Raw genomic sequence first — 25,027 nt, 5'->3', positions numbered from 1 at the left:
CTCCGGTACGGCGGTGAGGTGGGCGCCCTTGACGTGCTTCAGGGGGTCTTCGGGGGCGTGCTCGGCGCCGTCAGGGGCTCGGCGCCGTCAGGTACCGCTGGATCGTGGGGCCCAGCCATGCCACGATCTCGCCCCGCCCCAGTGCCATGACCGGCTGTAGCCGCAGCACATAACGGGTCAGCGCCAGCCCCAGCACCTGCGTCGCCGCGAGCGCGGCCCGCGTCGGCACCTGCTCCGGGTCCGGGCACACCAGCCGGGTCACCGGCAGCAACTGGTCCCGGAAGACCCGCTGCATCCGCTCCGCCCCGGCCTGACTGGTCGCGCCGACCCGGAGCAGTGCGGTGAGTTCGTCGTTCTGCTCCCACACGTCGAGGAAGTGCGCGACGAGCGCCCGGCCGACCTCGTCCCGGGGCATCGAACCCAGGTCGGGGAGTTTGAGGTCGACCGTGACGGCCGCGGCGAACAGGCCCTCCTTGTTGCCGTAGTAGCGCATGACCATGGACGGGTCGATGTTCGCGTCCTTGGCGATGGCGCGGATGGTGGCCCGCTCGTACCCGTCGGCGGCGAAGCGCTCGCGGGCCGCGGCGAGGATCGCGTTACGGGTGGTGTCGGAGCGGCGACGGGGGCCGCCGGAACCGGAGTCGTCAGTGCCGTTCATACCTACGAGCGTATGCCAACGCTTGTGGGCCAACAAGTGTTGACTTGGCTGGGGCGGCGGCGCTAACTTCGTCAACAAGCGTTGGCAAACAGTTGTTGACCAACAGTTGTTGACCAACAGTTGTTGGCATCAGGAGGAGGCTCCCCATGAACTCCCACCCCACCCCCGCTCCCACCGCCCCCGTGATCGTCGTCGGCTCCGGCCCCGCCGGCCTCCTGCTCGCCGGCGACCTCGCCACCGCCGGTGTCCACGTCACCCTCATCGAGAAGCGCCCCCACAAGATCAGCAACCTCTCCCGGGCCTTCGTCCTGCACGCCCGCACCCTGGAGCAGCTCGACGCCCGCGGCCTCGCCGACGAGCTCGAGGCCGCCGGCCGCCCCCTCGACCGGCTCCGCCTCTTCACCCGCCTCTCCGTGGACCTCACGACGCTCCCCTCCCGCTTCAACCACCTCCTCGTCATCCCGCAGTACGAGGTGGAGAAGGTCCTGGAGCGGCGGGCCGTGGAGGCGGGCGTGGAGTTCCGGTACGAGACCGAGATGACCGGCCTGGCCCAGGACGCGGACGGCGTCACGGTCGAGGTCCGCGGCCCCGGCGGGGCGGCGGAGAGCCTGCGCGCCGACTATGTGGTCGGCACGGACGGCATGCGCAGCGCCGTACGCACGGCCATCGGTCTGCCCTTCCCGGGCAAGTCCGTCATCCGCTCCGTCGTCCTCGCGGACGTCCGGCTGGCCGAGGAGCCGGAGTCGCTGCTCACCGTCGACACCGTCGGCGACGCCTTCGCCTTCCTCGCGCCCTTCGGCGACGGCTACTACCGCGTCATCGCGTGGAACCGCGCCCACGACGTCCCCGACAGCGAGCCCCTCGACTTGGAGGAGGTCAAGGAGGTCACCCGGCTCGCCCTCGGCCGCGACTACGGCATGCACGACGCCCGTTGGCTCTCCCGCTTCCACAGCGACGAACGCCAGGCGCCCGCCTACCGCGTGGGCCGGGTCTTCCTCGCCGGCGACGCCGCGCACGTGCACACCCCGGCCGGCGGCCAGGGCATGAACACCGGCCTCCAGGACGCGGCCAACCTCGGCTGGAAGCTGGCGGCCGTGGTCCAGGGCCACGTGGGTGCCGCCCTCCTCGACACCTACCAGGCCGAACGCCACCCCGTCGGCAGGTCGGTGCTGCGCAGCAGCGGCGGCATCGTCCGCATGGCCATGGCCAAGCGCCCCTGGACGCTGGCCCAGCGGGCGGTCCTCACCGGCATCCTGAACACGGTCGCGCCGGCCCGCCGCAGGATGACCGAGCGGCTCACCGGCATCGGCTACCGGTACCCGGCCCCGCGCGGCGCCCACCGCCTCACCGGCACCCGCGTCCCGGACGTCAGGCTGCGGAGCGGCCGCCTCTACGAGGCCCTGCGCGGCGGCCACTTCGTCCTGATCACCCCGGAGCCGCACGAGGACCAGAGCCTGCGCAAGGACCGCCTGGACGTACAGCAGTGGGCGAGCGACCGCCGCACGACCGTCCTGGTCCGCCCCGACGGATACGTGGCCTGGGCGGCGGACGCGGCGGACACCGAGACGATCGAGCGGGCGCTCGCCACGCATGTGGGCTGAAGAGCCCCGGTGCTAGTGCAGCGGCTTTTGGGTGCTCGCCAGCAACTCCCTCAACAGGTCGGCCAGTTGGTCGGCCTGTTCGGCGTTCAGGGCGGACAGGGCCTCTGTCTCGGCGGCCAGTCCGGCGCCGACCGTCTCGTCGATGAGGTGCAGGCCCTTCTCGGTGAGGGTGACCTGGAGGCCTCGGCGGTCGTGCGGGTCGGGGGAGCGGCGGAGGAGGTCGGCGCGTTCCAGTTTGTCGAGGCGGCCGGTCATGCCGCCCGTCGTGAGCATCAGGGTCGCCGAGAGCTGGCGGGGCGAGAGGGCGTAGGGCTCGCCCGAGCGGCGCAGGGTGGCCAGGACGTCGAACTCGCCGCGGGAGATCCCGAAAGGCGCGTACGCCTTCTCCATACGGTCGCCCATGGCGCGGGAGAGGCGGAAGATCCGCCCGAAGACCTCCATCGCCTTGGTGTCGAGGTCGGGCCGCACCTCGGCCCACTGCTCGACGATCGCGTCGACGGGGTCGCCTGCGGGCTGGGGGCGGGGGCTCGCGTTCATGGGGGGAGTATCCGTCGCCGACCGGTCGGTCGCAAGAAAGTGACTTGATGGAAAGTAGATCACTGGAAAGTAGCTTGCCTAAAAGTTGCTTAGCGCTAAGCTAATTCTTATGAACCGATCCGCGACCGTCCTGCTGACCGCCCTCGCCCCCGTCTCCTGGGGCACCACCTACGCGGTCACGACCGAGTTCCTCCCGGCCGACCGCCCCCTGTTCACGGCCCTGACCAGGGCGCTTCCCGCCGGGCTCGTGCTGCTGGCGGTGGCCCGGGTGCTGCCGCGCGGTGCCTGGTGGTGGAAGTCGGCCGTTCTCGGCGCGCTGAACATCGGCGCCTTCTTCCCGCTGCTGTTCCTGTCCGCGTACCGCCTGCCCGGCGGGATGGCGGCCGTCGTCGGGTCGGTCGGGCCGCTGTTCGTGGTCGGGCTCTCGGCGCTGCTGCTGGGGCAGCGGCCGACGGGGCGGGCGGTGGTCGCCGGGGTCGTGGCGGCGTTCGGCGTCAGTCTCGTCGTACTGAAGGCGGCCGGTGCGCTCGATCCCGTCGGTGTCCTGGCCGCGTTCGCGTCGGCGGCCTCGATGTCGACCGGCACGGTGCTGACCAAGAAGTGGGGCCGGCCCGAGGGGGTGGGCCCGCTCGCGCTCACCGGCTGGCAGCTGACCGCGGGCGGCCTGCTGATCGCGCCGCTCGCCCTCCTCGTCGAGGGCGCGCCACCCGCGCTGGACGCTCCTGCGATCGGCGGCTACCTCTATCTCGCCCTCGCCAACACGGCCGTCGCCTACTGGCTCTGGTTCCGCGGCATCGGCAGCCTCACCGCCACGCAGGTCACCTTCCTCGGCCCGCTCTCTCCGCTGACCGCGGCGGTGGTCGGCTGGGCGGCCCTCGGTCAGGCGCTCACTCCGGTCCAACTGGTGGGCATGGGGCTGGCGTTCGGGGCGACGGTGGCCGGGCAGCTGAGGGTCGGGGCGGCTCGTGGGTCCCGTCGATTGTTCAGTTCAGCTGAAGGTAATGGTCGAAAAGATTCGATGGACGTGACAGGTTCGGCGCTGCGACGGTAGGTGAACTGGGATCACCGGGATCACCGGGATCACCCACCACCGAAAGGACCCCATTGACTGCCGTCCTCGACCGGACCGCCGCCCCACGTGACGTCATGGCCCGCAACGCGCCCCTCCTCGGACTCGCCCTCGCCGCCCTGGCGACCGTCGTCTGGTCCGGCAGCTTCGTCACCTCCCGGGCGCTGCACGACAGCGTGCCGCCGGTGCAGCAGGCGTTCTGGCGGTGGCTGGTGGCGTTGGTGGCCGTGGCGCCCTTCGGGGCTCGACAGGCCTGGCAGCAACGGAAGTTGATACGGCGTCACCTCGGCTTCGTACTGCTCGTCTCGCTTCTCGGGGTGACCGTCTACAACACCCTTGTGAACCAGGCCGGGTTGACGACCCCGGCCGCCAACATGGGCATGATCATGGCCGCTTCGCCGGTGCTGATGGCGGGCTTCGAGCGGGCGGCGGGGGTACGGCTGGGCGGACGCCGGGTCGCCGGGCTGCTGACGGCCTGTGCGGGGGTGCTGCTGCTGGTGGGCGGCGGGGCCGGGTTCGCGGCGGGTGACCTGTGGATGATCGCGGCGGCCTGTTGCTTCGGCTCGTACAGCGCGCTGCTGCGGCGCCGACCCGCCGGGCTCGGCGGTACGGCCTTCCTGTTCGCCACCTTCCTGTTCGGCGTCGCCCTGCTGCTGCCCGCCCAGGTCGTGAGCCTGGCCGTGCAGGGCGGCTTCACCCCGACCACCGGCACCGTGCTGCCCCTCCTCTACGTCGGCATCGCCTCTTCGGCCGTTGCCTTCTTCGCGTGGAACAAGGCGATCGCCCTGATCGGCCCGACCCGCGCGGGAGTCGTCTACTACCTCCAGCCGGTGTGCGTGGCGCTGCTGTCGTGGGCGGTGCTCGGGGAGGGGGTCGGATGGAGGCAGATGCTGTGCATGGCGCTGATCCTCGGTGGGGTGGGGCTGGGCGCCGCGGGATAGGTTGCGGCCATGGTCGACTGGGACATCCGGAAGCTGCGGATTCTGCGGACGCTCGGGGAGCGGGAGACCGTGACCGCGACCGCCGAGGCGCTGCGCATGACGCCCTCGGCGGTGTCGCAGCAGCTGTCCAACCTCGCTCGGCAGCTTGGTGTGCCCTTGCTGGAGGCGCGGGGGCGGCGGGTGCGGCTGACGGACGCGGCGCGGCTGGTGCTGCGGCATGCCGAGGCCGTGTTCGAGCAACTGGAGCGGGCGGACGCGGAGTTGGCGGCGTATGCGCGGGGTGAGGTGGGGGAGGTGCGGGTCGGTGCCTTCTCGACGGCCGTACCGGCTCTCGTGGTGCCTGCGGTACGGGCGCTGCGCTCGGCCCACCCCGGCGTGACCGTGCGGGTACGGGAGGCCGAGGCCGGCCAGGCGTACGAGCTGCTCGCCGCCGGGGAAGTCGACCTCGCGCTCTCCCTCGCCGCGCAGGCACCCACGGCCGCCGACCCCCGCTTCACCCGCGTCCCGCTCCTGGCCGACCCGCTCGACGTCGCCCTGCCCCACGACCACGCCCTTGCCTCCGCCGACGGCCTGCGACTGGCCGACCTCGCCGGGGAACCGTGGATCTTCGGCGGCAGCGGCCCCTGGTCCGACATCACCCGCACGGCCTGCGAGGCGGCCGGGTTCAGCCCGGTGCAGGGGCATTCGGCGGCCGGCTGGACGGCGATCCTGGCGATGGTGGAGGCCGGGATGGGGGTGGCACTGGTGCCGCGGACGGCGGTGGTGGGGAGGCCGGGCGGTGTGGCGTTGCGGGAGCTGACCGTGGACCGGCCGCTGCGGCACGTCGTGGCCGCCGTGCGGAAGGGCGCCGAGGAAGGGGCGGCGGTGGGGCGGGTGTTGGAGGCGCTGCGGGAAGCGGCCGGAGCTGGTTCCTGAAGTACCGGAGCTGGTTCCTGAAGTACCGGAGCTGGTTCCTGAAGTACCGGAGCTAGTTCTTGAAGTAGTGGCCCTCTTCCAGGTCCTCCAGCAGTTCCGGTCCCGTCGGGTCCCAGTCCAGCCACTTCCTGGTCAGCGTGTTCGACGCGGGTACGTCGAGGCCGACGACGTGGCCAAGCCAGCCGAAGTGGGCCGCCGCCTCCTCGGGGGCGATGGAGCGGACCGGCAGGTCGAGGTGGCGGGCGATGACCGTGGCGATGTCGCGGAACGGGATACCCTCCTCGGCGACCGCGTGCAGACGGCTGCCCGCCGGGGCGCCCTCCAGGGCGAGCCGGACCAGGCGGGCCGCGTCCGTGCGGTGCACGGCCGGCCAGCGGTTGGCGCCGTCGCCGACGTGGGCCGCGAAGCCCTTCTCGCGGGCGATGCCGATCAGCATGTGCACGAAGCCGTGGTCGCCCAGGCCGTGCACGGTCGGCGAGAAACGGACCGACGCCGAGCGCACCCCGCGGTCGGCCAGCGCGACGGCCGTGCTCTCGCTCCGCCCGCGGACCTCCCCGAACGACCCCGGTGCGGGCGTGTCCTCCTCGGTGACGACCCGACCGCCCTGGAGCAGGGCCGTGCCCGAGGAGATCACGAAGGGCTTGTCCGAGCCCTCCAGCGCCGCCCCGATCGTCTCGATGACCCGCAGGTCGGCCGCGCACGCGGCGGCGAAGTCGAAGTCCGCCGAGAAGTCGTGGATGAAGGCGTGGTGGGCAACGGCGTCGGCCGAAGCGGCCGCCTCGGCGAGCCCGGCCGGATCGGCGAGGTCCCCGCGGTGCACGTCGGCCCCGGCGGCCGTCAGCGCCGCCGCGGACGTGTCCGAGCGGGCCAGGCCGGTCACCTGGTGCCCGGCGTCGAGGAGTTCACGGACCACGGCGGAACCGATGAAACCGGTGGCGCCCGTGACGAATACACGCATGGTGCGGCCCTTCGGAAGGGGGTGAGTGGGTGTGCCTCCATCCTGCGGAGGGGGCGGTCGCCGCGTCCAAAGCCTGTTCCGCATGGCGCAATACGGTTCGGGCATCACCACAGGTGAGAAAGGTGAAGGCGGTGAGTACGCTGGAGGCATGGCTGACCTCGACCTCCGACTGGTCCGGTACTTCACCGCCGTCGCCGAGCACCGGCACTTCGGCCGCGCCGCCGAGGCCCTGCACATCACCCAGCCGTCCCTGAGCCGGCAGATCGCGAGCCTGGAGCAGCAGGTCGGCGCCCGGCTGCTGGACCGCACCCCGCGCGGCACCCGGCTCACCGAGCCCGGCGAGGTGTTCCTGCGCCGTGCGCGGGCGCTGCTGCGCTCCGCCGAGCAGGCCGCGGCCGAGGCCCGGGCCGCCGCCGAGCCCAGCCGGTTCACCGTCGGCTTCACCAGTGGCCTGTTCGTCACCGCGGCCGTGCGCGAGCTGCGGCGCAGGCATCCCGAGGCCGAGGTGCGCAGTATGCACCTGCACTGGGACGAGGCGCGCACGGCCCTGCTCGAACGCCGGGTGGACGTGGCCGTGACCCGACTGCCCTTCACCACCGACGAGTTGGAGGTGACCGTCCTCTACGACGAGCCCCGGGCCGTGGTGGTCCCCGTCGGTCACCGCCTGGCCGGCAAGGAGTCCGTCACCGTCGACGACATCGCGGACGAGCCGATGCCCCGGATCGTCGGCGCCGACCCCGCCTGGGCCGCCTTCTGGCGGATCGAACCCCGGCCGGACGGCCGCCCGGTGCCCGAGGGCCCCGAGATCCGGGACCTGGAGGACAAGTTCGAGGTCGTCGCCGCCGGGGAGGCCCTGGTCATCACGGCCAGTCCGACCGGCGTACGGCTGCGCCCCGATCTCACCTCCGTACCGCTGCACGGCGTGGAGCCCAGCCAGGTCGCCCTGGCCACCCGGGCCGGCGACCGCAGCCGTCTGGTGGCCGCGTTCCGCAAGGTCGCCCGAACCCACCTCACCCGGCCGACCGAACCGGACTGACCGGAGCTCCCCTCCGGCCTTCGTACCGCGATAGCGTCACTCCGTCCCCGCGTGACGCGAATCCCGGACCTCCGGAGGTGCCCGTGGTCGCCGACCTCTGTGCCGGCTGCGGCAGACCGCTTCCCGAGCGGACCGGCCGCAAGGGCCGCAGCTCCCTGTACTGCTCGGCCGCGTGCCGGCAGAAGGCGTACCGGGAGCGCAAGGGGGCCGGGCCCGGCGTGGAGGGGCTGATCGAGGACATCGGGCGGCGGGTGAAGGAGCTCGTGCCGCAGCCGGCCTCCGTCCTCTACTCCGGCGTGACCGAGCTGTCGGCCTCCGTCGCCCGGCTCCGCCGGGTCGCACGGGTGGCCCGGGACAGCGCCAACGATTCCGTCACGCACCCGCCCGTTACGGAAAACGCCGCCACAGCGGACCTCGTGACGGAAAACGCCGTCACAGCAGACGTCGTTACGGAAATCCGCGGCGCGGAAACCGTCACCGAGGCCGACTTCGCCGCCCTCACCGAGTCGCACCGCCGCGAGATCCAGGTCCACTGCTACCGCATGACCGGCTCCTACGACGACGCCGAGGACCTGGTGCAGGAGACGTTCCTGCGCGCCTGGCGGGCCCGGGACGGCTTCGAGGGGCGGGCCGCCGCCCGTACGTGGCTGTACCGCATCGCCACCAACGCCTGCCTCGACTTCCAGCGCCGTACCGCCCGCCGCCCGCAGCGCTACGAGCCGATCCCCGGCATGAACCACGGCACCGGCGAGCCGCCCGCCCGTATCACCTGGCTCCAGCCCTACCCCGACGAGGAACTGCCCTCCGCGGAGCGGCAGCCGGAGGCCGCGGCCGTCTCCCGGGAGACCCTCGAGCTGGTCTTCCTCGCCGCCATCCAGCATCTCCCGCCCCGCCAGCGCGCCGTGCTGGTCCTGCGGGACGTGCTCGGGCTGAGCGCCGCCGAGACCGCCGAGGCCCTCGGCCTGACCGTGGCCTCCGCCAACAGCGCGTTGCAGCGGGCCCGCCCCACCCTGCGCGACCACCTGCCCGGACCGCGCGCCGACTGGCGCGCCGCCGAGCCGACGGAGGCCCAACGGGCCGTCCTTCAGGCCTACATGACCGCGGCCGAACAGCTCGACTTCGGCGCGATGACCGACCTGCTCGACAAGGACGTACGGCTCACCATGCCGCCCAACCCGTTCTGGTTCACCGGCCGGGACGCCCTCGTCGAGTTCCTGCGGCCCACCCTCGACCCCGCGTCCCCGATGTTCTTCGGCCACTGGCGCCACCTGCCCGCCCGCGCCAACGGCCAGCTGGCGGCCGGGGGTTACGTCCGCCGGCCCGGTACGGCCGTCTACCGCGCCCAGGTCCTGGACGTGCTCCGCTTCGACGCGGACGACCGGATCGTGGAGATCACGTCCTTCGAACCGCACCTGTTCCCGTCCTTCGGGCTGCCGCTGAAGCTGTGACCGATGAGCGTCCGGGGAGCCGTGCGTCTGTATGACCGACCGATACGGAACACGGAACACGCTTCCGAAGACGCAAGCAGATGCGAGGAGATCACCATGCTGCTCACCGACAAGACCGCGATCGTGTACGGCGCCGGCGGCTCCCTCGGCGGTGCGGTCGCCCGTGCCTTCGCCGCCGAGGGCGCCCGGGTCCACCTGGTCGGCCGGACCCGGGAGACCCTGGAGGCGGTGGCCGCGGACATCAAGGACGCCGAGGTGGCCGTCGTCGACGCGCTCGACGAGGCGGCCGTGGAGGAGCACCTCGCCGGGGTCGGGGACATCGACATCTCGTTCAACCTGGTCACCCGCGGTGACGTCCAGGGCGCCCCGCTCACCGACATGGCCGTCGACGACTTCCTGCGGCCCGTGGTCAACGGCGTCCGCGCGAACTTCATCACCGCCCGGGCCGCCGGCCGCCGCATGGCCGAGCGCGGCTCCGGCGTCATCCTCACCCTCAACAGCGGCTCCGCACACGGGAGTCCGATGATGGGCGGTACGGGACCGGCGGACGCGGCGATCGACACGCTCGTGCGCAACCTCGCGATCGAGCTGGGCCCGCGTGGCGTGCGGGCGGTGGGGCTGTGGGCGGCCGAGGTGCCGGAGACCTTCACCGTCGAGAAGCTCTCCGCGGTCAACCCGGCCATCGACGAGGGCGCCGTCCAGGGCATCGTCGACAACCTCGCCACGATGCGGATGACCCGCCGCAACCCCACCCTCGCCGAGGTCGCCGCGACCGCGGTCTTCCTCGCCTCCGACCACGCGGCCGGGATGACCGGCACCTTCGTGAACGTGACCGGCGGGATGGTCGTGCGCTGACGGTAGGACGGACGGAAGGGCGCCCGGAGCGATACCGGGCGCCCTTCGTCGTCGTACGAACGAGTGTTACTGCTGCGCGTCGGCCGCCTGGGCCTTCAGCGCGCGCTCGACACCCGCGCGGGACTCGGAGACCAGTCGGCGCAGGGCCGCGCTGGGCTCGTTGGCGGCCAGCCAGGCGTCCGTCTTGTCGAGGACCTCCTGGGAGACCTGGATCGACGGGTAGAGGCCGACGGCGATCTGCTGGGCCATCTCGTGCGAGCGGGAGTCCCAGATGGTCTTGACCGTCTCGAAGTACTTGTCCGTGTACGCCGCCAGCAGCTCGCGCTGGTCGGTCTGGACGAAGCCGCCGATGACCGCCTCCTGGACGGCGTTCGGGAGCTTGTCGGACTCGACGACCGAGGCCCAGGCCTCCGCCTTCGCCTCCTCGGTCGGGCGGGCGGCACGGGCGCTGGCCGCGTGGCGCTCACCCGCTGCCGTCTTGTCCCGCTCGTACTCGCCGGCGATCTCCGCCTCGTCGAACCGGCCGACACCGGCGAGCCGCTGTACGAACGCCCAGCGCAGCTCGGTGTCGACGGCCAGGCCCTCGATCGTCTGCGAACCGTCCAACAGGGCGTCGAGCAGGTCCAGTTGCTCCGGCGTACGGGCGGTCGCCGCGAACGCCCGCGCCCAGGCCAGCTGGTGGTCGCTGCCGGCCTCGGCGGACCGCAGGTGCGCGAGCGTCGCGTCGGTCCAGCGGGTCAGCAGGGCCTCGCGGGCGGCCGGGTCGGCGTACAGGTCGATGGCGAGCTTGACCTGGCGGTGCAGCGACTGCACGACACCGATGTCGGACTCCTTGCCGATGCCCGACAGGACGAGGGAGAGGTAGTCGCGGGTGGCGAGTTCGGCGTCCCGGGTCATGTCCCAGGCCGAGGCCCAGCACAGGGCGCGCGGCAGGGAGGACTCGAAGTCGCCGAGGTGCTCGGTGACGAACGTGAGGGACTGCTCGTCGAGTCGGACCTTGGCGTAGGACAGGTCGTCGTCGTTGAGGAGTACGACGGCCGGACGGCGCTTGCCCACCAGCTGGGCCACGGCGGTGAGTTCACCGTCGACGTCCAGCTCGACACGCTCGTCGCGCACCAACTTGCCGGAGTCGGAGTCGAGTTCGTACAGGCCGACCGCGATGCGGTGTGGGCGGAGGGTTGGCTCACCCTTCGCGCCGGCCGGGAGGGCGGGGGCCTCCTGACGGATGGCGAAGGAGGTGATGACACCGTCCGCGTCCGTCTCGATCTCCGGGCGGAGGATGTTGATACCAGCCGTCTGGAGCCACTTCTCCGACCAGTTCTTCAGGTCCCGGCCGGAGGTCTCCTCCAGCGCGCCCAGCAGGTCGGACAGGCGGGTGTTACCGAACGCGTGGCGCTTGAAGTACGCCTGTACGCCCGCGAAGAACTCGTCCATGCCGACGTACGCGACGAGCTGCTTCAGGACGCTCGCGCCCTTGGCGTACGTGATGCCGTCGAAGTTGACCAGGACGTCGTCGAGGTCGTTGATCTCGGCCATGATCGGGTGGGTGGACGGCAGTTGGTCCTGCCGGTAGGCCCACGTCTTCATGGAGTTGGCGAACGTTGTCCACGAGTGCGGCCAGCGCGACTCGGGGTGGTACGACTGGCAGGCGATCGACGTGTAGGTGGCGAACGACTCGTTCAGCCACAGGTCGTTCCACCACTCCATGGTGACCAGGTCGCCGAACCACATGTGGGCCAGCTCGTGCAGGATCGTCTCCGCGCGCACCTCGTACGCGGCGTCCGTCACCTTGGACCGGAAGACGTACTGGTCGCGGATGGTCACCGCGCCCGCGTTCTCCATCGCGCCCGCGTTGAACTCCGGCACGAACAGCTGGTCGTACTTCTTGAACGGGTACGCGTAGTCGAACTTCTCCTGGAACCACTCGAAGCCCTGTCGGGTGACCTCGAAGATCGCGTCGGAGTCGAGGAACTCGGCGAGCGAGGGCCGGCAGTAGATGCCCAGCGGCACGGACTGCCCGTCCTTCTCGTACACGCTGTGCACCGAGTGGTACGGGCCGACGATCAGCGCGGTGATGTACGAGGAGATCCTCGGCGTCGGCTCGAAGACCCAGGTGTCGTCCTTGGGCTCGGGCGTCGGCGAGTTGGAGATGACGGTCCAGCCGGACGGGGCCTTCACCGTGAACTGGAAGGTCGCCTTGAGGTCCGGCTGCTCGAAGGACGCGAACACCCGGCGGGCGTCCGGTACCTCGAACTGGGTGTACAGATAGGCCTGTTGGTCGACCGGGTCGACGAAGCGGTGCAGTCCCTCACCGGTGTTGGTGTACGCGCAGTCCGCGACGACCCGCAGGACGTTACGGCCCTCCAGCAGGCCCGGCAGCGCGATCCGCGAGTCCTGGAAGACCTCGGCGGGGTCGAGCGGGTCGCCGTTGAGGGTCACCTCGTGGACGGTCGGGGCGACCAGGTCGATGAAGGACTCGGTGCCGGATTCGGTCACGTCGAAACGCACCGTGGTCACGGACCGGTAGGTACCGCCCTCCTGCGCGCCGGAGAGGTCGAGATCGATCTCGTACGAGTCAACGGTGAGCAGCTTCGCCCGCTGCTGCGCCTCTTCGCGAGTCAGGTTTGTGCCAGGCACGCGGTCATCTCCTCGTTATGTGTGGGTTCGGCCATCCTTCCACGTGAGGGTGGGGAGGGCGACGAGGGTTTTCCCGATGGATCTCCGATCGGCGCGGCCGGAGTGCCGCGTCCGATTCCCGCCGGTGGCCCGGGTCCTCCCGCGCCACTCTGGAACACATGACGACCTGCACCGCACGGCCCATCGACCCGTCCGCCCTCAAGGAACTGCGCACCGCCGACGACGCCGGCCGCCCGCCGTCCCCCTTCACCGACGACGAGGGCGGCGCCCCACTCCGCTGCTGTCTGCGCCGCAGCGAGCCGGGGGAGCGGATCGCCCTCGTGTCGTACGCGCCGCTGCGGCGGTGGGCGGCCGAGTCGGGCGCCGAGCCCGGGGCCTACGACGAGCAGGGCCCCGTCTTCATCCACGCCGAGGAGTGCGACGGCCCCGACCCCGAGGGCCACCCCTTCCCCGGCGCGCACCGCACGGTCCGCCGATACTCCGCCGACGGGCACATCCTCGGCGGCGAACTGGTGGACACGGCCGACGACGAGGCCTTCCGGAACGCCTTCGACGACCCGTCCGTGGCACTGGTCCACGTCCGGGCCGTCGAGTACGGGTGCTTCCTGTACGAGGTGCGCAGGGACCGCTAGCCCCGGGCTCAGCCGCCCACCGAGATCGTCCAGGAGCCGTCGGCGCCGATGCGCAGTACGCCCGGGCCCTGGACCGGGGCCAGGACGTCGAGTCGGCCCACCTCGTTGACGAGGAGCTCGATGTCGTCCGGCCAGTCGGGGTTGCCGGTGGGGGTGTGGTGCCAGGCGGTGAAGTTGCTCTCGCCCTGGTGCGTGAAGGACAGCACGCCCGCGGGGCCCTCGTACACCAGCAGATCGGGGCCCTGCCCGTGGAGGGTGTGCGCCAGCCGCCGGGCGTGACAGAGCGGCAGCACCCGCAGGGTCCATGGCTTGTCGGCCTCCACGCTCAGGGAGAGCGGGCGGTCGTGCGGGACGGTGGCCAGGGTGCGGCCGTGCACCTCGTCCTCGTACGCGTCGAGGAGCAGCTCGTCGGTGCGGCCGTACTCGTCGCAGGAGTACACGGTGACCGAGATGCTCCTGCGGCACTCCACCTCGACGACCACCCGGCAGCCGGGCGGCATCGACGGCGGACAGACGACACGGTGCTTGCCGGTGGCCTGGTGGACGAAGGGCGGGAACTCGACCGCGAGGTCGGGGAGGGGGCTGCCCTGGACCTGTGCCGGAGGCGGTACCGGCATCGGCGGTGCCGGCGGGACCTGTGGCGCCTGCTCCTCCTCCACCGAGATGCCGAAGTCCGTGGCGAGGCCGGCGAGGCCCGAGTCGTAGCCCTGGCCGACCGCGCGGAACTTCCAGCTGCCGTTCCTGCGGTAGAACTCGCCGAAGACGAAGGCCGTCTCCGTGCTCGCGTCGGTGATCGCGAAGGAGGCGATCGGCTGCCCGGCCGGGAGGGCCACCCGGATGTCGAGCTGCGGTATCTGCCCGAACCGGCCCCCGTCGGCGGACGCGGAGACCACGACCCGGTCGACGGCGGGCTCCACGGCGGCCAGGTCGAGCCAGATCCAGTCGGCCGTGCCCCCGCCCGTGCCCTCCCCCTTGCCCAGATGGCGCACGGTGCCCGAGGGATGCGCGGGCTGGTTGTAGAAGACGAGGTCGGCGTCGGACCGCACCCGGCCCGTCGCGTCCAACAGCAGAGCCGAGACGTCGACGTCCGGGACACCTGGCCCGTGCTGCCAGGACACCGCCACCTGAAGGGTTTCCGTGGGAACGGGCAGATTGCTGCCCTTGGCCATCTGGGTCATGGCGTGATCTTCACACGAAGACCACGCCCGTGTGACCCGTTCGGACGACCGGAACGACCGCTACCGGTGTCAGCCCTTGAGCTCGGCCGCCACCAGCTCCGCGATCTGTACGGCGTTCAGGGCCGCGCCCTTGCGGAGGTTGTCGTTGGAGACGAACAGGGCGAGGCCGTTGTCGACGGTCTCGTCGCGGCGGATGCGGCCGACGTAGGACGGGTCCTGGCCGGCGGCCTGGAGCGGGGTGGGGATGTCGGAGAGCTCGACGCCCGGGGCCTTCGCGAGCAGCTCGGTCGCGCGCTCCGGGGAGATCGGGCGGGCGAAACGGGCGTTGATCTGGAGGGAGTGGCCGGCGAAGACCGGGACGCGCACGCAGGTGCCGGAGACCTTGAGCTCCGGGATCTCCAGGATCTTGCGGGACTCGTTGCGCAGCTTCTGCTCCTCGTCGGTCTCGTTCAGACCGTCGTCGACGAGGTTGCCCGCGAAGGGGAGCACGTTGAAGGCGATGGGGCGCTTGTAGACGCCGGGCTCGGGGAAGTCGACCGCGGAGCCGTCGTGGGTCAGCTTGTCGGCGTCGGCGACGACCTTCTGGGTCTGGCCGTGCAGCTCGGCCACGCCCGCGAGGCCGGAGCCGGACACCGCCTGGTAGGTGGCGACGACCAGCGCTTCGAGGCCGGCCTCGGCGTGCAGCGCCTTCAGGACCGGCATCGCGGCCATCGTCGTGCAGTTCGGGTTGGCGATGATGCCCTTGGGGCGGTCCGCGATCGCGTGCGGGTTCACCTCGGAGACGACCAGCGGGACCTCGGGGTCCTTGCGCCAGGCCGAGGAGTTGTCGATCACGACGGCGCCCTGCGCGGCGACCTTCTCGGCCAGCGCCTTCGAGGTCGCGCCGCCCGCGGAGAACAGCACGATGTCCAGACCGGAGTAGTCGGCCGTCGCCGCGTCCTCGACGGTCACGCCGTCCAGGACCGTCCCCGCCGAGCGGGCCGAGGCGAACAGGCGCAGCTCGGTGACCGGGAAGTTCCGCTCGACGAGGATCCTGCGCATGACCGTGCCGACCTGACCGGTGGCTCCGACGATTCCGACCTTCACGGCGACTCCCTCTAGGTGTTCTCTGCGTGTCCGCGGCTTTTCCATCATGCGGCCGACCCGGGTCCGCCTGTCCAATTCTTTGCGCTGCATGCCCGAGGAGTGGGACGCCGCGGGGTGTGACGTACGCCTCGGTGAAAACTCCCGGCGTGATCGCCGAACGTTTCCGTGCGCCCCGGCGTCGTAGAGGAAACGCGGTGAGGGGGGTGGCTTGTGCTGCGCAGAAAGGCCCGCCGGGCCCAGGAGGACGATCACGGGGATCCTCTGGACGCGGCCCAGGAACGCCGGGTGCGAGCGGTGCTCGCGCTGGGCGGGGTGCCGCAGACGGACCTGCCGGACGGGGTGCAGCAGGTCCGTCTGCGGCTGCTGGAGCGGGCGGCGAAGGGGTACGAGGCCCCGCGTGACGTCTCCGCGTGGGCGGCCGTCGTCGCCTCCAACCTGGCCATGGACTGGCACCGCGCCAGGAAGCGGCAGGAGCGGCTGGGGGAGCGGCTGTCGTCGCTGCGCCAGCACGAGCAGCCCTCCGGCGAGGACACCAGCGTGCTCTCGCTGGCCGTCGCCCAGGGCCTGGACGAGCTCCCCGACGCCCAGCGCCAGGTCCTCGTCCTGCGCTTCTACGCCGATCTGCCGGTCCGCTCGATCGCCGCGGAGCTCGGCGTCCCCGAGGGCACGGTCAAGAGCAGGCTGCACACGGCGGTACGGGCCCTGCGCGCCCGCCTGCACGAGGACGAGGTGGTGTGAGATGACCGCCGGACACGAGACCCACGGGGACTACGACGGCACCGACGCGCTCATGGCCGCGATCACCGGGGAGCCGCTGCCGGACGGCGCCGACGCGGCGTTCCGCGCCGAGCACCGCGCCGCCGAGGCCGATGTCGCGCTGCTGCGGGCACAGCTCGGGATCATCGGGGACGCACTGGCCGAGGAGCGGCCACAGCGGACGACGGCTCCGGTACGACGGCCACACGGCCGGCGTCCACGGCGGACGGCCCCCCGCGCGCCACGGAACCGGCGTGCCGTGCGCAGGTTCGCCTTCGCGGGCCTCGCCGTGACCGCCGTCGGGGGAGTGTTCTCCGGGATGATCTGGCTGGTCGGGCAGGCCGGAGGCGGCGCCGGCGACTCGAGCGCGAGCAGCGCGGACGCGGGCGGCAAGGCGGCGGCATCCGCGGCGGCCGGCTCCCCCTTCTCCAGCCCCGGCTACCTCGCCTGCACCCGCCTGGTCGCCGAGGGCGACGTCACCGGCGTGCAGCGGGTGGCGGGCGACGCCGGCCGGGAGCGGATCACCCTGCACGTGACCCGCTCGTACAAGCCGGAGAAGACGAAGCCGGACCTCACCCTGCTGATCGACGAGGAGGCCCTGCCCACCCCTCTGCGCAAGGGCGACCACATCCTGGTCGCCGTCCCGCGCCACACGTCCACCCCGGACTACGTCCTCACCGGCGAGCAGCCCATCGCCCGCGAACGGGCCGCGCTGGCAAGGGCGTTGCCCGAGTCGGCGTCCGTCGCCTGCGAATGAGCGAGGGCGGGCGCCCCATGGACGCCCGCCCTCACCGCCGTACGACCAACGACTACGGCGTGACCTTCTCGATCTTCACGCTGCCCAGGCCCGCGACCGTGCCGTTCGCGTTGACCAGCTGGACCTGGCCGAAGAACTCACGGCCCTCCGGCGCGGCCGCCGCGGCGGTGACGTTCGCGGCGACGGTCGCCGAGGCGCCCGTGCCGAGCTGTACCGGCGTCGACTCGTCGACCGTGACGGTGCCCAGGGCGGCGGAGAAGAACACGTCCTGGTAGTCGTACGCGGTGGAGCCGGCCGGGACCGAGTAGCCCGCGACCTCGATGGTGTACGTACCGGCGGCCGGCGAGGCGATGGAGACCGCCTCCTCCGAGTCGCCGTCGGCGGAGCTGCCGACGACCGTGCCGGCCGCGTTCTTCACCGTCAGGTCGAGGTCGGCGGAGGTGTCCGAGACGTTGCCGATGGCGACGTCCAGGGACTTGGCGCCCTCCGGGACCACGACCGTGGTGGTCTGGGTCTCGCCCTCCTTGATCGTCGGACGGGCCGACTTGGCGGAGCCGAGCGGGCCGCCGGCCAGCTTGCCGTCGATCGCGGCGAGCGTGTTCGTCACCTTCCAGGAGACGGCGGCCGGGGTGCCGACCTTGGCCTCCGGGACGGTCACGGTCTCCGGGTCGAAGGCCGCGCCGTAGACGGCGACGTTCAGCTTGTACGGGTTGTCGAGCAGCGGCGAGGTGCGGCGCGACTCGACCTCGATCTCCCAGACGCCGGCCTGCGGGTCCGCGTACGAACGCACGTCGGGCCGGCAGCCGTTGCCGTCGAGGTAGTTCGGGTAGCAGTACGGGGTACCGGAGTTGTCGACCGGGACGCCGTACGGGTGGATGGCGATGAACCGGGTCTGGCTCTTGTCCTTCAGGCCGCCGATCGCGACCTCGAGGGACTTGGCGCCCGCCGGGACGGTCACGAAGTACGACTGCGTGCTGTTGCGCTGCACGGTGTTCGACGCGGACCAGGTGTACTTGACCGGCGCCGAGACCACGACGGTGGTGAGGATCTGCTTGTCGACGCCCTCCGTCTTCGGGTCGTCGACCTCCAGGATCGCGCTCTTGAGGCCCGCGGAGCGCGGGTTCGCCTGCACCTTCACCGTCACCGGCTGGTTCAGCGGCAGCTTCACCTCGTCCTTGCCGACGATCCGGAAGGTGTGGCCGGCGTTGTTCTCGAAGGACAGCTCGTGCCGAACGGCCTTGTCCGCACCGGAGGTCCGGGTGATGGTGACGTCGTAGGTCTTCTTGTCACCGGCCTTGAGGCCGCCCTCGCGGTCGTAGAGGCCGGTTCCGAAGCCCGGCGTCTTCAGCGCGTAGTCGATCGCGGTGTCGACCGGCGCCTTGACGGTGTAGTCGTGGGCGGTGGCGCCGTCGCGGATCGAGTCCCAGGCGTCCACGATGTCGATGAGGCCCGCACCCTCCTCGTACGCCTGAACGCCCTTGATGTGCTTGGCGGTCGAGGTGAGAGCCGTGCGCAGGGTGGCGGGCGTCAGCTCGATCTTCTTCTGCTTGGCCGCGCTCAGCAGCAGCGCGGACGCGCCCGCGGCCTGCGGGGACGCCATCGAGGTGCCCTGGAGCATCGAGTAGCCGGCCGGCAGCGTGTAGCCCGCCTCGGCGACCGGCGAGCCCGGCAGCCAGGTCTGCGTGGTGTTGATGGAGGCGCCCGGCGCGGACAGGGTCGGCGTGAAGCCGCCGTCCTCACGCGGGCCGCGCGAGGAGAACGGCATCATCTGGTACGACCTGGTCACCTGGGAGCCGTAGTTGGACGCCCAGGTCTCCTTGGAGATGGTCGCGCCGACCGAGATGACCTTGTCGGCGAGACCGGGGTCGCCGATGGTGTTCGCGCCCGGCCCGGAGTTGCCCGCCGAGATGACGAGCTGCACGCCGTAGGTGTCGATGAGGCGCGTGTACAGCTCCGCACGGGCGTTGTTGCCGTCGTTCAGCGCCGGCAGACCGCCGATCGACATGTTCACGATGTCGACACCGCGGTTGACGACCAGGTCGATCATGCCCTCGGTGAGCGCGACGTTGGTGCAGCCGCCGGTCCAGGTGCAGGCACGGGACGAGACGATCTTCGCGCCGGGGGCCGCGCCGTTCATCTTCCCGCCGAACAGGCCGTTGGCGGAGGTGATGCCGGCGACGTGCGTGCCGTGCTCGGACTCGATGACGCCGATGTTGACGAAGTCCCGCTTCTGACCGACCCAGTCGCCGCCGTACGGGTCCATCGGCACGTCCTTGCGGATCTGCACGACGAACGGCTGGCGCTCCACGACGTCGGTGGACGGGTTGTCGGTCCCGAAGTAGCCGACCTGGTAACCGTCCTTGTACGGCTTCATCGGCGCGTCGTCCGAGAAGTCGAAGTTGTTGTTCAGGTCGACACGGACGGTCCCGGCGGCGGCGTCGTACAGCACGCCCCAGCTGTCGGTGGTGTCCCCGTCCCGGTTCGCGTCACCCGCCGCGTCGCCACCGGCGGTGTACGACTCCTTGAACGTGCTGACCTGGTACGACCCGGCGGGCGCCGTCCAAGTCCGGCCGCTGTAGGTGAAGGTGGGGCCGGAGACACCCGTGAGCATCGGCCGCCAGGTGGCGTCGCTGTCGACGATCGGGTCGGTCGAGGTCACCCAGTCGACGATCTTCCGCTCGCCGGTGGTGGTCTTCTGCAGCGCCGGGTGGCCGAGGTCCACGCCCGAGTCGAGGATGCCGATGGTGACACCGCGGCCGTCCGCCTTCGGGTGGTCCTGCACGAAGTCGACGGCGCCCGTCTCGAAGGACGGGTTGTACGGGTTCTCGGCGGGCGTCTTCTTGCCGGGGGCCGGGTAAGTGGCCGTCGCCGACGCGGACTTGGCGGTGCTCGTGGCGCTCGGGTCGTCGAGCGGTATCTCCTCGCGCAGGTCGATGCCGTGCACGGAGGAGAGCTTCGCGGCGGCCGCGATGGCCGAGTCGGCCTTGCCGGTGGGGACGGTGGCGCGGACGTAGCCGAGCTTGTCGTAGGTCCGGCCGACCGAGCCGCCCTTGACCGCGTCCAACTCCTCGGCGACCTGCTCGGTCTGCCCGGGAGCGGTGGCGATCATCATCGTGACGTTCTTGTCGCCGTCGGCCTTGGCCGCGGCGAGCAGGTCCGCGTCGTCCGAACCGAGCTTGTCGTCGGCGGACTTGACGCCGCCGTCGGTCGGGGCGGTGGCGGAGGGACCGTCGGCGGAGAAGGCCATGGGTATCGGCCCGGCCGCGGAGAGCGCGGCGACGAGACCGGCGGCCACGGCTATCCGGGCCACGCGTCTCTGGGGGGTGAGGGTCATCGGCATCCCTTGTAGGAAAAGGAGCGTGCGTGAACAGCCGCACCTTTACGCAAGGGACAGTTGTTTGGGAAGTGTTGACCGAAACGAGATGGATGTATGGGGAAAACCCGCGATGGGCTTTAGCCGTATTGCCCCTGTATAAGGGCAAATTGCTTCCCTTTTCAACTCTCCTTCGAGCGCGCGTAGTGCCGGGACGCCTTTGCCCGGTTCCCGCAGGCCGCCATGGAGCACCAGCGGCGCGTGCCGTTCCGTGAGGTGTCGAAGAAGTGCAGGATGCAGGACTCGTGGGCGCAGCCGCGGATGCGGTCGGGGGCGGTGGAGAGCAGCTCCAGATAACTCCGGGCGGCGAGCCAGGCGGGCGCCCAGGAGGGGTCCCCGAACTCGGGCAGCTCGCCGGGCCCGTCGGGGGTGAGCGTGGCCCGGATCCGCCCGTGCCCGAGCACGGCGTCGACGGCGGCCACGTCCTCCCCGTCCACCGCTTTCCTCAGCGCGTCGCGCGCCTGGCGGAGGTGGCGCAGCATCGCCTCGTCGGCGGCGTGATCCAGCCCGTTGGCGTCGAGCCACACGGCCAGCCCGTCGACGTCACGGAGCAGATCCTGTACGACCCCCTCCTTCATCCACCGCGTGTTGAGCAGATCGAGCGCGAGCGGCTCACCGGTGAGGGGGCGCGGGTCGAGGGCGGTGGGCATGAGGATCTCCTTCCGGCTAACCGTCAAAGATTACGTGACCGGTTGACGCACTCGAATTCTAACCGTTAACCTGACTTAGAAGGGTTAAGCATGCCGTCGGTACCGACGTCTCGAAGGGGAACCCCATGACCTTGCGCACCGGCCACACAGGCCTGAACGTCACCGACCTCGACCGCTCGCTCGCCTTCTACCGGGACGTCCTGGGCTTCGTCCTGGTGGGGGAGGGCAAGGAGGAGGGCAGGCGGTACGCGTTCCTGGGCGACGGCGAGCGACTCGTCCTCACGCTCTGGCAGCAGGCGACGGGCGGATACGACGGCGACCGGGCCGGCCTGCACCACCTGGCCCTGGAGGCGGACTCGATCGAACGGGTCCGGCAGTACGAGGAGGCACTTCGGGCGTACGGCGCCGAGTTCGCGTACGAGGGAGTGGTGGCCCATCGCGAGGGCGCGGCCTCGGGCGGCATCTTCTTCCACGACCCCGACGGGACCCGCCTGGAGATCTCGGTGCCGAGCGGCGCGGAGGGGGCACCGGTCCCGGTCGACTCGGCCCCCACCTGCGGTTTCTTCTAGCCATGTCCAGGCATTCCGTGTATCACGAGGGCTCCCGGGCGCTCCAGGACCGCGTGGGCGTCCGCGACACGGCCGACCACGTGGGCCGGGCGATCGGAGACGGGATCAAGCCGGTCGCCGCGGCTTTCCTGGAACTCCAGCCCCTGCTGGTACTGGGCGCGGCAGACCCCGGGACGGGCCGGGTGTGGGCGTCCCCGATGACGGGACCACTCGGTTTCGTACGGGCGACGGGCCCGCACCAGATGTCGGTGGCGGGCGGTGTACGGGCAGCGGACCCCTTGTCGTCGGCGCTGGCGACGCAGGGCGTACAGGTCGGCACGATCGCCCTGGACCCGCGCACCCGCCGCCGCATGCGCCTGAACGGCCGGCTCCGGCCCACGGCGAGGGGGCTGGCGATCTCGGCGGACAGGGTGTTCTCGAACTGCCCGAAGTACATCCAGCGGAGGGAGTCGTACGAGGTGGTGGCGGGCCGGGGCACGGCTGACCCTCGGCACGCCGCCGAACTCACGCCGGCACAGGCGGAGTTCATCGCATCCGCCAACACGTTCTTCATCGCGACGGTGCACGGGGGCGGGACGGACGTCAGCCACCGGGGCGGCAACCCGGGCTTCGTACAGGTCGACTCACCCCACGACCTGAGCTGGCGGGACTACCCGGGCAACTCCATGTTCCTCACGCTCGGCAACATCCGCTCCGACTCCCGGGCCGGCCTGCTGTTCCTGGACTGGACGACGGGCACGACGCTGCAACTGACGGGCGAGGCGCGGACGTCGTTCGGCCGGGACGGGGAGCGCAGGGTGCTCTTCGAGCTGACGGAGGCGATCGAGACGCCTTCGGCGCTCCCGCTGCGCTGGTCGGCGCCCGAATACTCGCCTGCGAATCCGGTCCCGGCGGACTAACGTCCGCGTGTGCGAAGGAAATTGAGGGTGGCGGCCTACGCCGTGTGCGTTCGCGACGACCAACTCCTGCTGGCCCGCGGGATCGACGAGCAGGGGGAGCCGGAGTGGACCCTGCCGGGGGGCGGGATGGAGCACGGTGAGGACCCTTACGACACGGTGCTGAGGGAGGTGGACGAGGAGACGGGCTACGAGGTGGAGATCACCGGTCTCCTCGGCGTCGACTCCCTGCGCCGCACCTTCCCGTACCACTTCCGCCGCGCCTTCCCCCGCGTCTTCCGCCGGACCACGGATCACCACGCGCTCCGCCTGGTCTACGAGGCCCGGGTCACCGGCGGCGACCTCCGTTTCGAGGTGGGCGGCTCCACGGACCTGGCGGCATGGCATCCGCTGGAGGAGGTGGAGACCCTGAACCGGGTCGGGCTGGTGGACACGGGGCTGGCGCTGTGGCGGAAGCGGCCGGCCGCGGGGCACTTGGAGCCCCACCCCTACCCCGGAAAGTGAACACTCCGTAACCGCCCCCCGTCCGCCCGAAGCACGCTCGCGGACGCACAGGGTCCTCCTAGATCCACGTACGGTGATCGGCGTTGCGCGTTGCCGTCTCGTTCACGCGCAGGTCATTCCCGGTGCCAAGCATCCAGAGCGAGCGGGTTCTTCGCGGCAGCGAAACGCCCGCGACCCTGCCGACGCGTTCGCACTCGGGGAGACCGCGCCATGTCGCGCATACGCTCTGTCGCCGCCACCACTCCGGCGATCAACCGCCGTACCGTCCTCGCCGCCACCGGCGCCGCAGCCGTCTCCGCGGGTGTCGGCTACGCCCTGCGGCCCACCGACAGCCAGGCCGCCACCACCGCGAGCGAGGCCCACGAGGCCACCGTGGCGCACTCCCGGCGGGTCGCGGCGCCCCTCGCGCCCTACACCAGGGGCACCACCCTCGCCACGGTCGCCGCCCCGCGCACCAGCACGCCGTACCGCCGGCTCGGCGACGGCCCCGGCTGGTCCCGCGTCGTGCGCAGCGAGCTCGCCGCCCCCAAGTCGGGCCGCGCGGGCCGCCGTACCGCACTCGCGGCCTTCGTGCAGCTCACCGACCTGCACCTGATCGACGCCCAGCACCCGATGCGGCTGGAGTACCTGCGGGCCACCAACCCGCACTCCTGGCGGCCGCACGAGGCGCTGACCGTGCACGGCGCGGTGTCGCTCGTGGAGCGGATCAACGCCCTGCGCGGCGCCCCGGTCACCGGCTCGCCGCTGCACTTCGCCATGACCACCGGCGACAACACGGACAACAACGCCAAGTCCGAGCTGGAGTGGTTCCTGAAGATCATGAGCGGGGGGAAGATCAGCCCCAACTCCGGTGATCCGCGGCACTACGAGGGCGTCCAGAACAGCGGACTCAAGCTGTACTGGCAGCCCGACTCCACCGTCCGCGACGGCGACAAGCAGCTCGGCTTCCCGCACCTCCAGGGCTTCCTGGCCGCCGCGATCCGCGAGGTCCGCAGCCCCGGCCTCAACCTGCCCTGGTACTCCACCGTCGGCAACCACGACGCCATGCCGCTCGGCTGCTACGGCCACGGCGACTCCTGGCTCGCCGAGTACGCCGTCGGCGGCAAGAAGCTGATGTCCCTGTCCGTGGCCGACTCGAAGAAGCTCCAGGCCCACATCAGCGCCGGCGACGACCCCAAGGGCCTCGCCTTCCGGGACCTCCTCAAGGCGCACACCCGCGACATGCGTTCGGTCACGCCGGACGACAAGCGCGCGCCCTACACCCCGGCCGACTACGTCAAGGCCCACCTCGACCCCGCATACCGCGGTATCGGGCCCGTCGGACACGGCTACTCCACCGCCAACCTCGACGCGGGCACCCAGTACTACACCTTCCGGATCTCCGACGACGTCATCGGCATCAGCATCGACACCACCGACCCGGGCGGCCACTACGAAGGCTCCATCGGCACCGCCCAGTTGAAGTGGCTCGACAAGCAGCTGACGGACAACAAGGACTCGCACGCCATCGTCTTCAGCCACCACACCAGCAAGACGATGGACAACACGAATCACGTCGACCCGGCCCGGCCGAACGAGCGGCGGCACGGCGGCCAGGAGGTCGTCGCCCTGCTCGCCAGCCACGCCAACGTCCTGGCCTGGGTGAACGGCCACATCCACCGCAACGACATCACCCCGCACTCGGCCCCCGACGGCCGTTCCTTCTGGGAGATCTCCACCGCCTCGCACGTGGACTACCCGCAGCTCGCGCGTGTCATCGAGATCGTCGACAACAAGGACGGCACGCTCTCCCTCTTCACCACCCTGATCGAGTCCGCGGCCCCGCACCGCACCGACTTCGCCGACCTCACGCAGACAGGCCTCGCCGCCCTCTACCGCGAGCTCTCCTACAACGCCCCCGGCGCCAGCAAGGTCCTCGGCGGCGACCCCGACGACCGCAACACGGAACTGGTCCTCAAAAAGGGCTGATTT

Annotated in this window: 22 protein-coding genes; 14 read left to right on the top strand and 8 right to left on the bottom strand. The window is 71.3% G+C overall.

Going from position 1 to position 25,027, the window contains the following annotated elements:
• Nucleotides 1-70: 70 nt before the first annotated feature.
• Complete coding sequence (locus ACQEWB_RS17205; protein ID WP_432831823.1) at nucleotides 71-658, bottom strand: TetR family transcriptional regulator; 588 nt, start codon at nucleotides 656-658, stop codon at nucleotides 71-73.
• A gap of 146 nt (nucleotides 659-804) precedes the next feature.
• Between ACQEWB_RS17205 and ACQEWB_RS17200 the strand changes: the two genes are divergently transcribed.
• The gene (locus ACQEWB_RS17200) at nucleotides 805-2,259 is read left to right on the top strand and encodes an FAD-dependent monooxygenase (protein WP_432831821.1); all 1,455 of its coding nucleotides are present in this window, start codon (nucleotides 805-807) and stop codon (nucleotides 2,257-2,259) included.
• A 12-nt stretch (nucleotides 2,260-2,271) separates the two neighbouring features.
• On the opposite strand, the gene ACQEWB_RS17195 is transcribed toward ACQEWB_RS17200, so the two are convergent.
• Nucleotides 2,272-2,796, bottom strand: coding sequence for a MarR family winged helix-turn-helix transcriptional regulator (locus ACQEWB_RS17195; protein ID WP_432831819.1), 525 nt, complete (start codon nucleotides 2,794-2,796; stop codon nucleotides 2,272-2,274).
• Nucleotides 2,797-2,905: 109 nt separating this feature from the next.
• On the opposite strand from ACQEWB_RS17195, the gene ACQEWB_RS17190 reads away from it, so the two are divergent.
• From ACQEWB_RS17190 to ACQEWB_RS17180, 3 genes are all read left to right on the top strand, one after another.
• The gene (locus tag ACQEWB_RS17190; protein ID WP_432831817.1) at nucleotides 2,906-3,847 is read left to right on the top strand and encodes an EamA family transporter; all 942 of its coding nucleotides are present in this window, start codon (nucleotides 2,906-2,908) and stop codon (nucleotides 3,845-3,847) included.
• A gap of 95 nt (nucleotides 3,848-3,942) precedes the next feature.
• Complete coding sequence (locus tag ACQEWB_RS17185; protein WP_432843859.1) at nucleotides 3,943-4,806, top strand: DMT family transporter; 864 nt, start codon at nucleotides 3,943-3,945, stop codon at nucleotides 4,804-4,806.
• Nucleotides 4,807-4,815: 9 nt separating this feature from the next.
• Nucleotides 4,816-5,721, top strand: a complete 906-nt coding sequence (locus tag ACQEWB_RS17180) for a LysR family transcriptional regulator (RefSeq protein ID WP_432831815.1) — start codon at nucleotides 4,816-4,818, stop codon at nucleotides 5,719-5,721.
• 52 nt (nucleotides 5,722-5,773) lie between these two features.
• On the opposite strand, the gene ACQEWB_RS17175 is transcribed toward ACQEWB_RS17180, so the two are convergent.
• Nucleotides 5,774-6,679 carry an SDR family oxidoreductase gene (locus ACQEWB_RS17175; RefSeq protein WP_432831813.1) on the bottom strand — a complete coding sequence of 302 codons (906 nt, stop codon included), beginning with the start codon at nucleotides 6,677-6,679 and terminating at the stop codon, nucleotides 5,774-5,776.
• A gap of 148 nt (nucleotides 6,680-6,827) precedes the next feature.
• Between ACQEWB_RS17175 and ACQEWB_RS17170 the strand changes: the two genes are divergently transcribed.
• From ACQEWB_RS17170 to ACQEWB_RS17160, 3 genes are all read left to right on the top strand, one after another.
• Nucleotides 6,828-7,715 carry a LysR substrate-binding domain-containing protein gene (locus ACQEWB_RS17170; protein ID WP_432831811.1) on the top strand — a complete coding sequence of 296 codons (888 nt, stop codon included), beginning with the start codon at nucleotides 6,828-6,830 and terminating at the stop codon, nucleotides 7,713-7,715.
• Between the two features lie 83 nt (nucleotides 7,716-7,798).
• Nucleotides 7,799-9,163: a sigma-70 family RNA polymerase sigma factor gene (locus ACQEWB_RS17165; protein ID WP_432831809.1), complete on the top strand. Its 1,365-nt coding sequence runs from the start codon at nucleotides 7,799-7,801 to the stop codon at nucleotides 9,161-9,163.
• A 96-nt stretch (nucleotides 9,164-9,259) separates the two neighbouring features.
• Nucleotides 9,260-10,018: an SDR family NAD(P)-dependent oxidoreductase gene (locus ACQEWB_RS17160; protein WP_432831807.1), complete on the top strand. Its 759-nt coding sequence runs from the start codon at nucleotides 9,260-9,262 to the stop codon at nucleotides 10,016-10,018.
• 66 nt (nucleotides 10,019-10,084) lie between these two features.
• Here ACQEWB_RS17160 and pepN read toward each other — a convergent pair whose 3' ends face one another.
• Entirely contained in the window at nucleotides 10,085-12,655 is a 2,571-nt protein-coding gene (gene pepN, locus ACQEWB_RS17155; RefSeq protein ID WP_432831804.1) for an aminopeptidase N, read from the bottom strand.
• A gap of 158 nt (nucleotides 12,656-12,813) precedes the next feature.
• On the opposite strand from pepN, the gene ACQEWB_RS17150 reads away from it, so the two are divergent.
• The gene (locus ACQEWB_RS17150; protein ID WP_432831802.1) at nucleotides 12,814-13,287 is read left to right on the top strand and encodes a DUF1203 domain-containing protein; all 474 of its coding nucleotides are present in this window, start codon (nucleotides 12,814-12,816) and stop codon (nucleotides 13,285-13,287) included.
• Nucleotides 13,288-13,295: 8 nt separating this feature from the next.
• Here the strand turns inward: ACQEWB_RS17150 and ACQEWB_RS17145 are convergent, their stop codons facing one another.
• Nucleotides 13,296-14,465: a TerD family protein gene (locus ACQEWB_RS17145; RefSeq protein WP_432831800.1), complete on the bottom strand. Its 1,170-nt coding sequence runs from the start codon at nucleotides 14,463-14,465 to the stop codon at nucleotides 13,296-13,298.
• Nucleotides 14,466-14,534: 69 nt separating this feature from the next.
• Nucleotides 14,535-15,551, bottom strand: a complete 1,017-nt coding sequence (locus tag ACQEWB_RS17140; protein WP_432831798.1) for an aspartate-semialdehyde dehydrogenase — start codon at nucleotides 15,549-15,551, stop codon at nucleotides 14,535-14,537.
• 210 nt (nucleotides 15,552-15,761) lie between these two features.
• Here ACQEWB_RS17140 and ACQEWB_RS17135 point away from each other — a divergent pair, with 210 nt between their 5' ends.
• Both ACQEWB_RS17135 and ACQEWB_RS17130 read left to right on the top strand, forming a co-directional pair.
• A complete protein-coding gene (locus ACQEWB_RS17135; protein ID WP_432831796.1) occupies nucleotides 15,762-16,289 on the top strand; it encodes an RNA polymerase sigma factor in 528 nt (175 codons plus the stop codon).
• 1 nt (nucleotide 16,290) lies between these two features.
• Entirely contained in the window at nucleotides 16,291-17,064 is a 774-nt protein-coding gene (locus ACQEWB_RS17130; RefSeq protein ID WP_432831794.1) for a hypothetical protein, read from the top strand.
• A 52-nt stretch (nucleotides 17,065-17,116) separates the two neighbouring features.
• On the opposite strand, the gene ACQEWB_RS17125 is transcribed toward ACQEWB_RS17130, so the two are convergent.
• Complete coding sequence (locus tag ACQEWB_RS17125) at nucleotides 17,117-20,398, bottom strand: S8 family serine peptidase (protein WP_432831792.1); 3,282 nt, start codon at nucleotides 20,396-20,398, stop codon at nucleotides 17,117-17,119.
• 161 nt (nucleotides 20,399-20,559) lie between these two features.
• Nucleotides 20,560-21,087 (bottom strand): CGNR zinc finger domain-containing protein, encoded by a 528-nt coding sequence (locus tag ACQEWB_RS17120; protein ID WP_432831790.1) that lies wholly within the window; start codon nucleotides 21,085-21,087, stop codon nucleotides 20,560-20,562.
• A gap of 125 nt (nucleotides 21,088-21,212) precedes the next feature.
• Between ACQEWB_RS17120 and ACQEWB_RS17115 the strand changes: the two genes are divergently transcribed.
• From ACQEWB_RS17115 to ACQEWB_RS17100, 4 genes are all read left to right on the top strand, one after another.
• The gene (locus ACQEWB_RS17115) at nucleotides 21,213-21,656 is read left to right on the top strand and encodes a VOC family protein (protein WP_432831788.1); all 444 of its coding nucleotides are present in this window, start codon (nucleotides 21,213-21,215) and stop codon (nucleotides 21,654-21,656) included.
• A gap of 2 nt (nucleotides 21,657-21,658) precedes the next feature.
• Nucleotides 21,659-22,555 carry a pyridoxamine 5'-phosphate oxidase family protein gene (locus ACQEWB_RS17110; RefSeq protein ID WP_432831786.1) on the top strand — a complete coding sequence of 299 codons (897 nt, stop codon included), beginning with the start codon at nucleotides 21,659-21,661 and terminating at the stop codon, nucleotides 22,553-22,555.
• A gap of 9 nt (nucleotides 22,556-22,564) precedes the next feature.
• Nucleotides 22,565-23,056, top strand: a complete 492-nt coding sequence (locus ACQEWB_RS17105; protein ID WP_432831784.1) for an NUDIX hydrolase — start codon at nucleotides 22,565-22,567, stop codon at nucleotides 23,054-23,056.
• 210 nt (nucleotides 23,057-23,266) lie between these two features.
• Nucleotides 23,267-25,024, top strand: a complete 1,758-nt coding sequence (locus tag ACQEWB_RS17100; protein ID WP_432831782.1) for a TIGR03767 family metallophosphoesterase — start codon at nucleotides 23,267-23,269, stop codon at nucleotides 25,022-25,024.
• The last annotated feature ends 3 nt before the right edge of the window (nucleotides 25,025-25,027 follow it).

It is taken from the genome of Streptomyces sp. CA-249302, assembly GCF_050936785.1.
Taxonomy (GTDB): Bacteria; Actinomycetota; Actinomycetes; order Streptomycetales; family Streptomycetaceae; genus Streptomyces.
The sequence above is the reverse complement of the archived record's forward strand: the minus strand, read 5'-3'. Positions and strand labels throughout refer to the sequence as shown.

Excerpts from the sequence above, each read along its gene's own strand:
- ACQEWB_RS17205 (WP_432831823.1), bottom strand. The coding sequence starts at position 658 with ATGAACGGCACTGACGACTCCGGTTCCGGCGGCCCCCGTCGCCGCTCC.
- ACQEWB_RS17200 (WP_432831821.1), top strand. The coding sequence starts at position 805 with ATGAACTCCCACCCCACCCCCGCTCCCACCGCCCCCGTGATCGTCGTC.
- ACQEWB_RS17195 (WP_432831819.1), bottom strand. The coding sequence starts at position 2,796 with ATGAACGCGAGCCCCCGCCCCCAGCCCGCAGGCGACCCCGTCGACGCG.
- ACQEWB_RS17190 (WP_432831817.1), top strand. The coding sequence starts at position 2,906 with ATGAACCGATCCGCGACCGTCCTGCTGACCGCCCTCGCCCCCGTCTCC.
- ACQEWB_RS17185 (WP_432843859.1), top strand. The coding sequence starts at position 3,943 with ATGGCCCGCAACGCGCCCCTCCTCGGACTCGCCCTCGCCGCCCTGGCG.
- ACQEWB_RS17180 (WP_432831815.1), top strand. The coding sequence starts at position 4,816 with ATGGTCGACTGGGACATCCGGAAGCTGCGGATTCTGCGGACGCTCGGG.
- ACQEWB_RS17175 (WP_432831813.1), bottom strand. The coding sequence starts at position 6,679 with ATGCGTGTATTCGTCACGGGCGCCACCGGTTTCATCGGTTCCGCCGTG.
- ACQEWB_RS17170 (WP_432831811.1), top strand. The coding sequence starts at position 6,828 with ATGGCTGACCTCGACCTCCGACTGGTCCGGTACTTCACCGCCGTCGCC.
- ACQEWB_RS17160 (WP_432831807.1), top strand. The coding sequence starts at position 9,260 with ATGCTGCTCACCGACAAGACCGCGATCGTGTACGGCGCCGGCGGCTCC.
- ACQEWB_RS17150 (WP_432831802.1), top strand. The coding sequence starts at position 12,814 with ATGACGACCTGCACCGCACGGCCCATCGACCCGTCCGCCCTCAAGGAA.
- ACQEWB_RS17145 (WP_432831800.1), bottom strand. The coding sequence starts at position 14,465 with ATGACCCAGATGGCCAAGGGCAGCAATCTGCCCGTTCCCACGGAAACC.
- ACQEWB_RS17130 (WP_432831794.1), top strand. The coding sequence starts at position 16,291 with ATGACCGCCGGACACGAGACCCACGGGGACTACGACGGCACCGACGCG.
- ACQEWB_RS17125 (WP_432831792.1), bottom strand. The coding sequence starts at position 20,398 with ATGACCCTCACCCCCCAGAGACGCGTGGCCCGGATAGCCGTGGCCGCC.
- ACQEWB_RS17120 (WP_432831790.1), bottom strand. The coding sequence starts at position 21,087 with ATGCCCACCGCCCTCGACCCGCGCCCCCTCACCGGTGAGCCGCTCGCG.
- ACQEWB_RS17115 (WP_432831788.1), top strand. The coding sequence starts at position 21,213 with ATGACCTTGCGCACCGGCCACACAGGCCTGAACGTCACCGACCTCGAC.
- ACQEWB_RS17110 (WP_432831786.1), top strand. The coding sequence starts at position 21,659 with ATGTCCAGGCATTCCGTGTATCACGAGGGCTCCCGGGCGCTCCAGGAC.
- ACQEWB_RS17100 (WP_432831782.1), top strand. The coding sequence starts at position 23,267 with ATGTCGCGCATACGCTCTGTCGCCGCCACCACTCCGGCGATCAACCGC.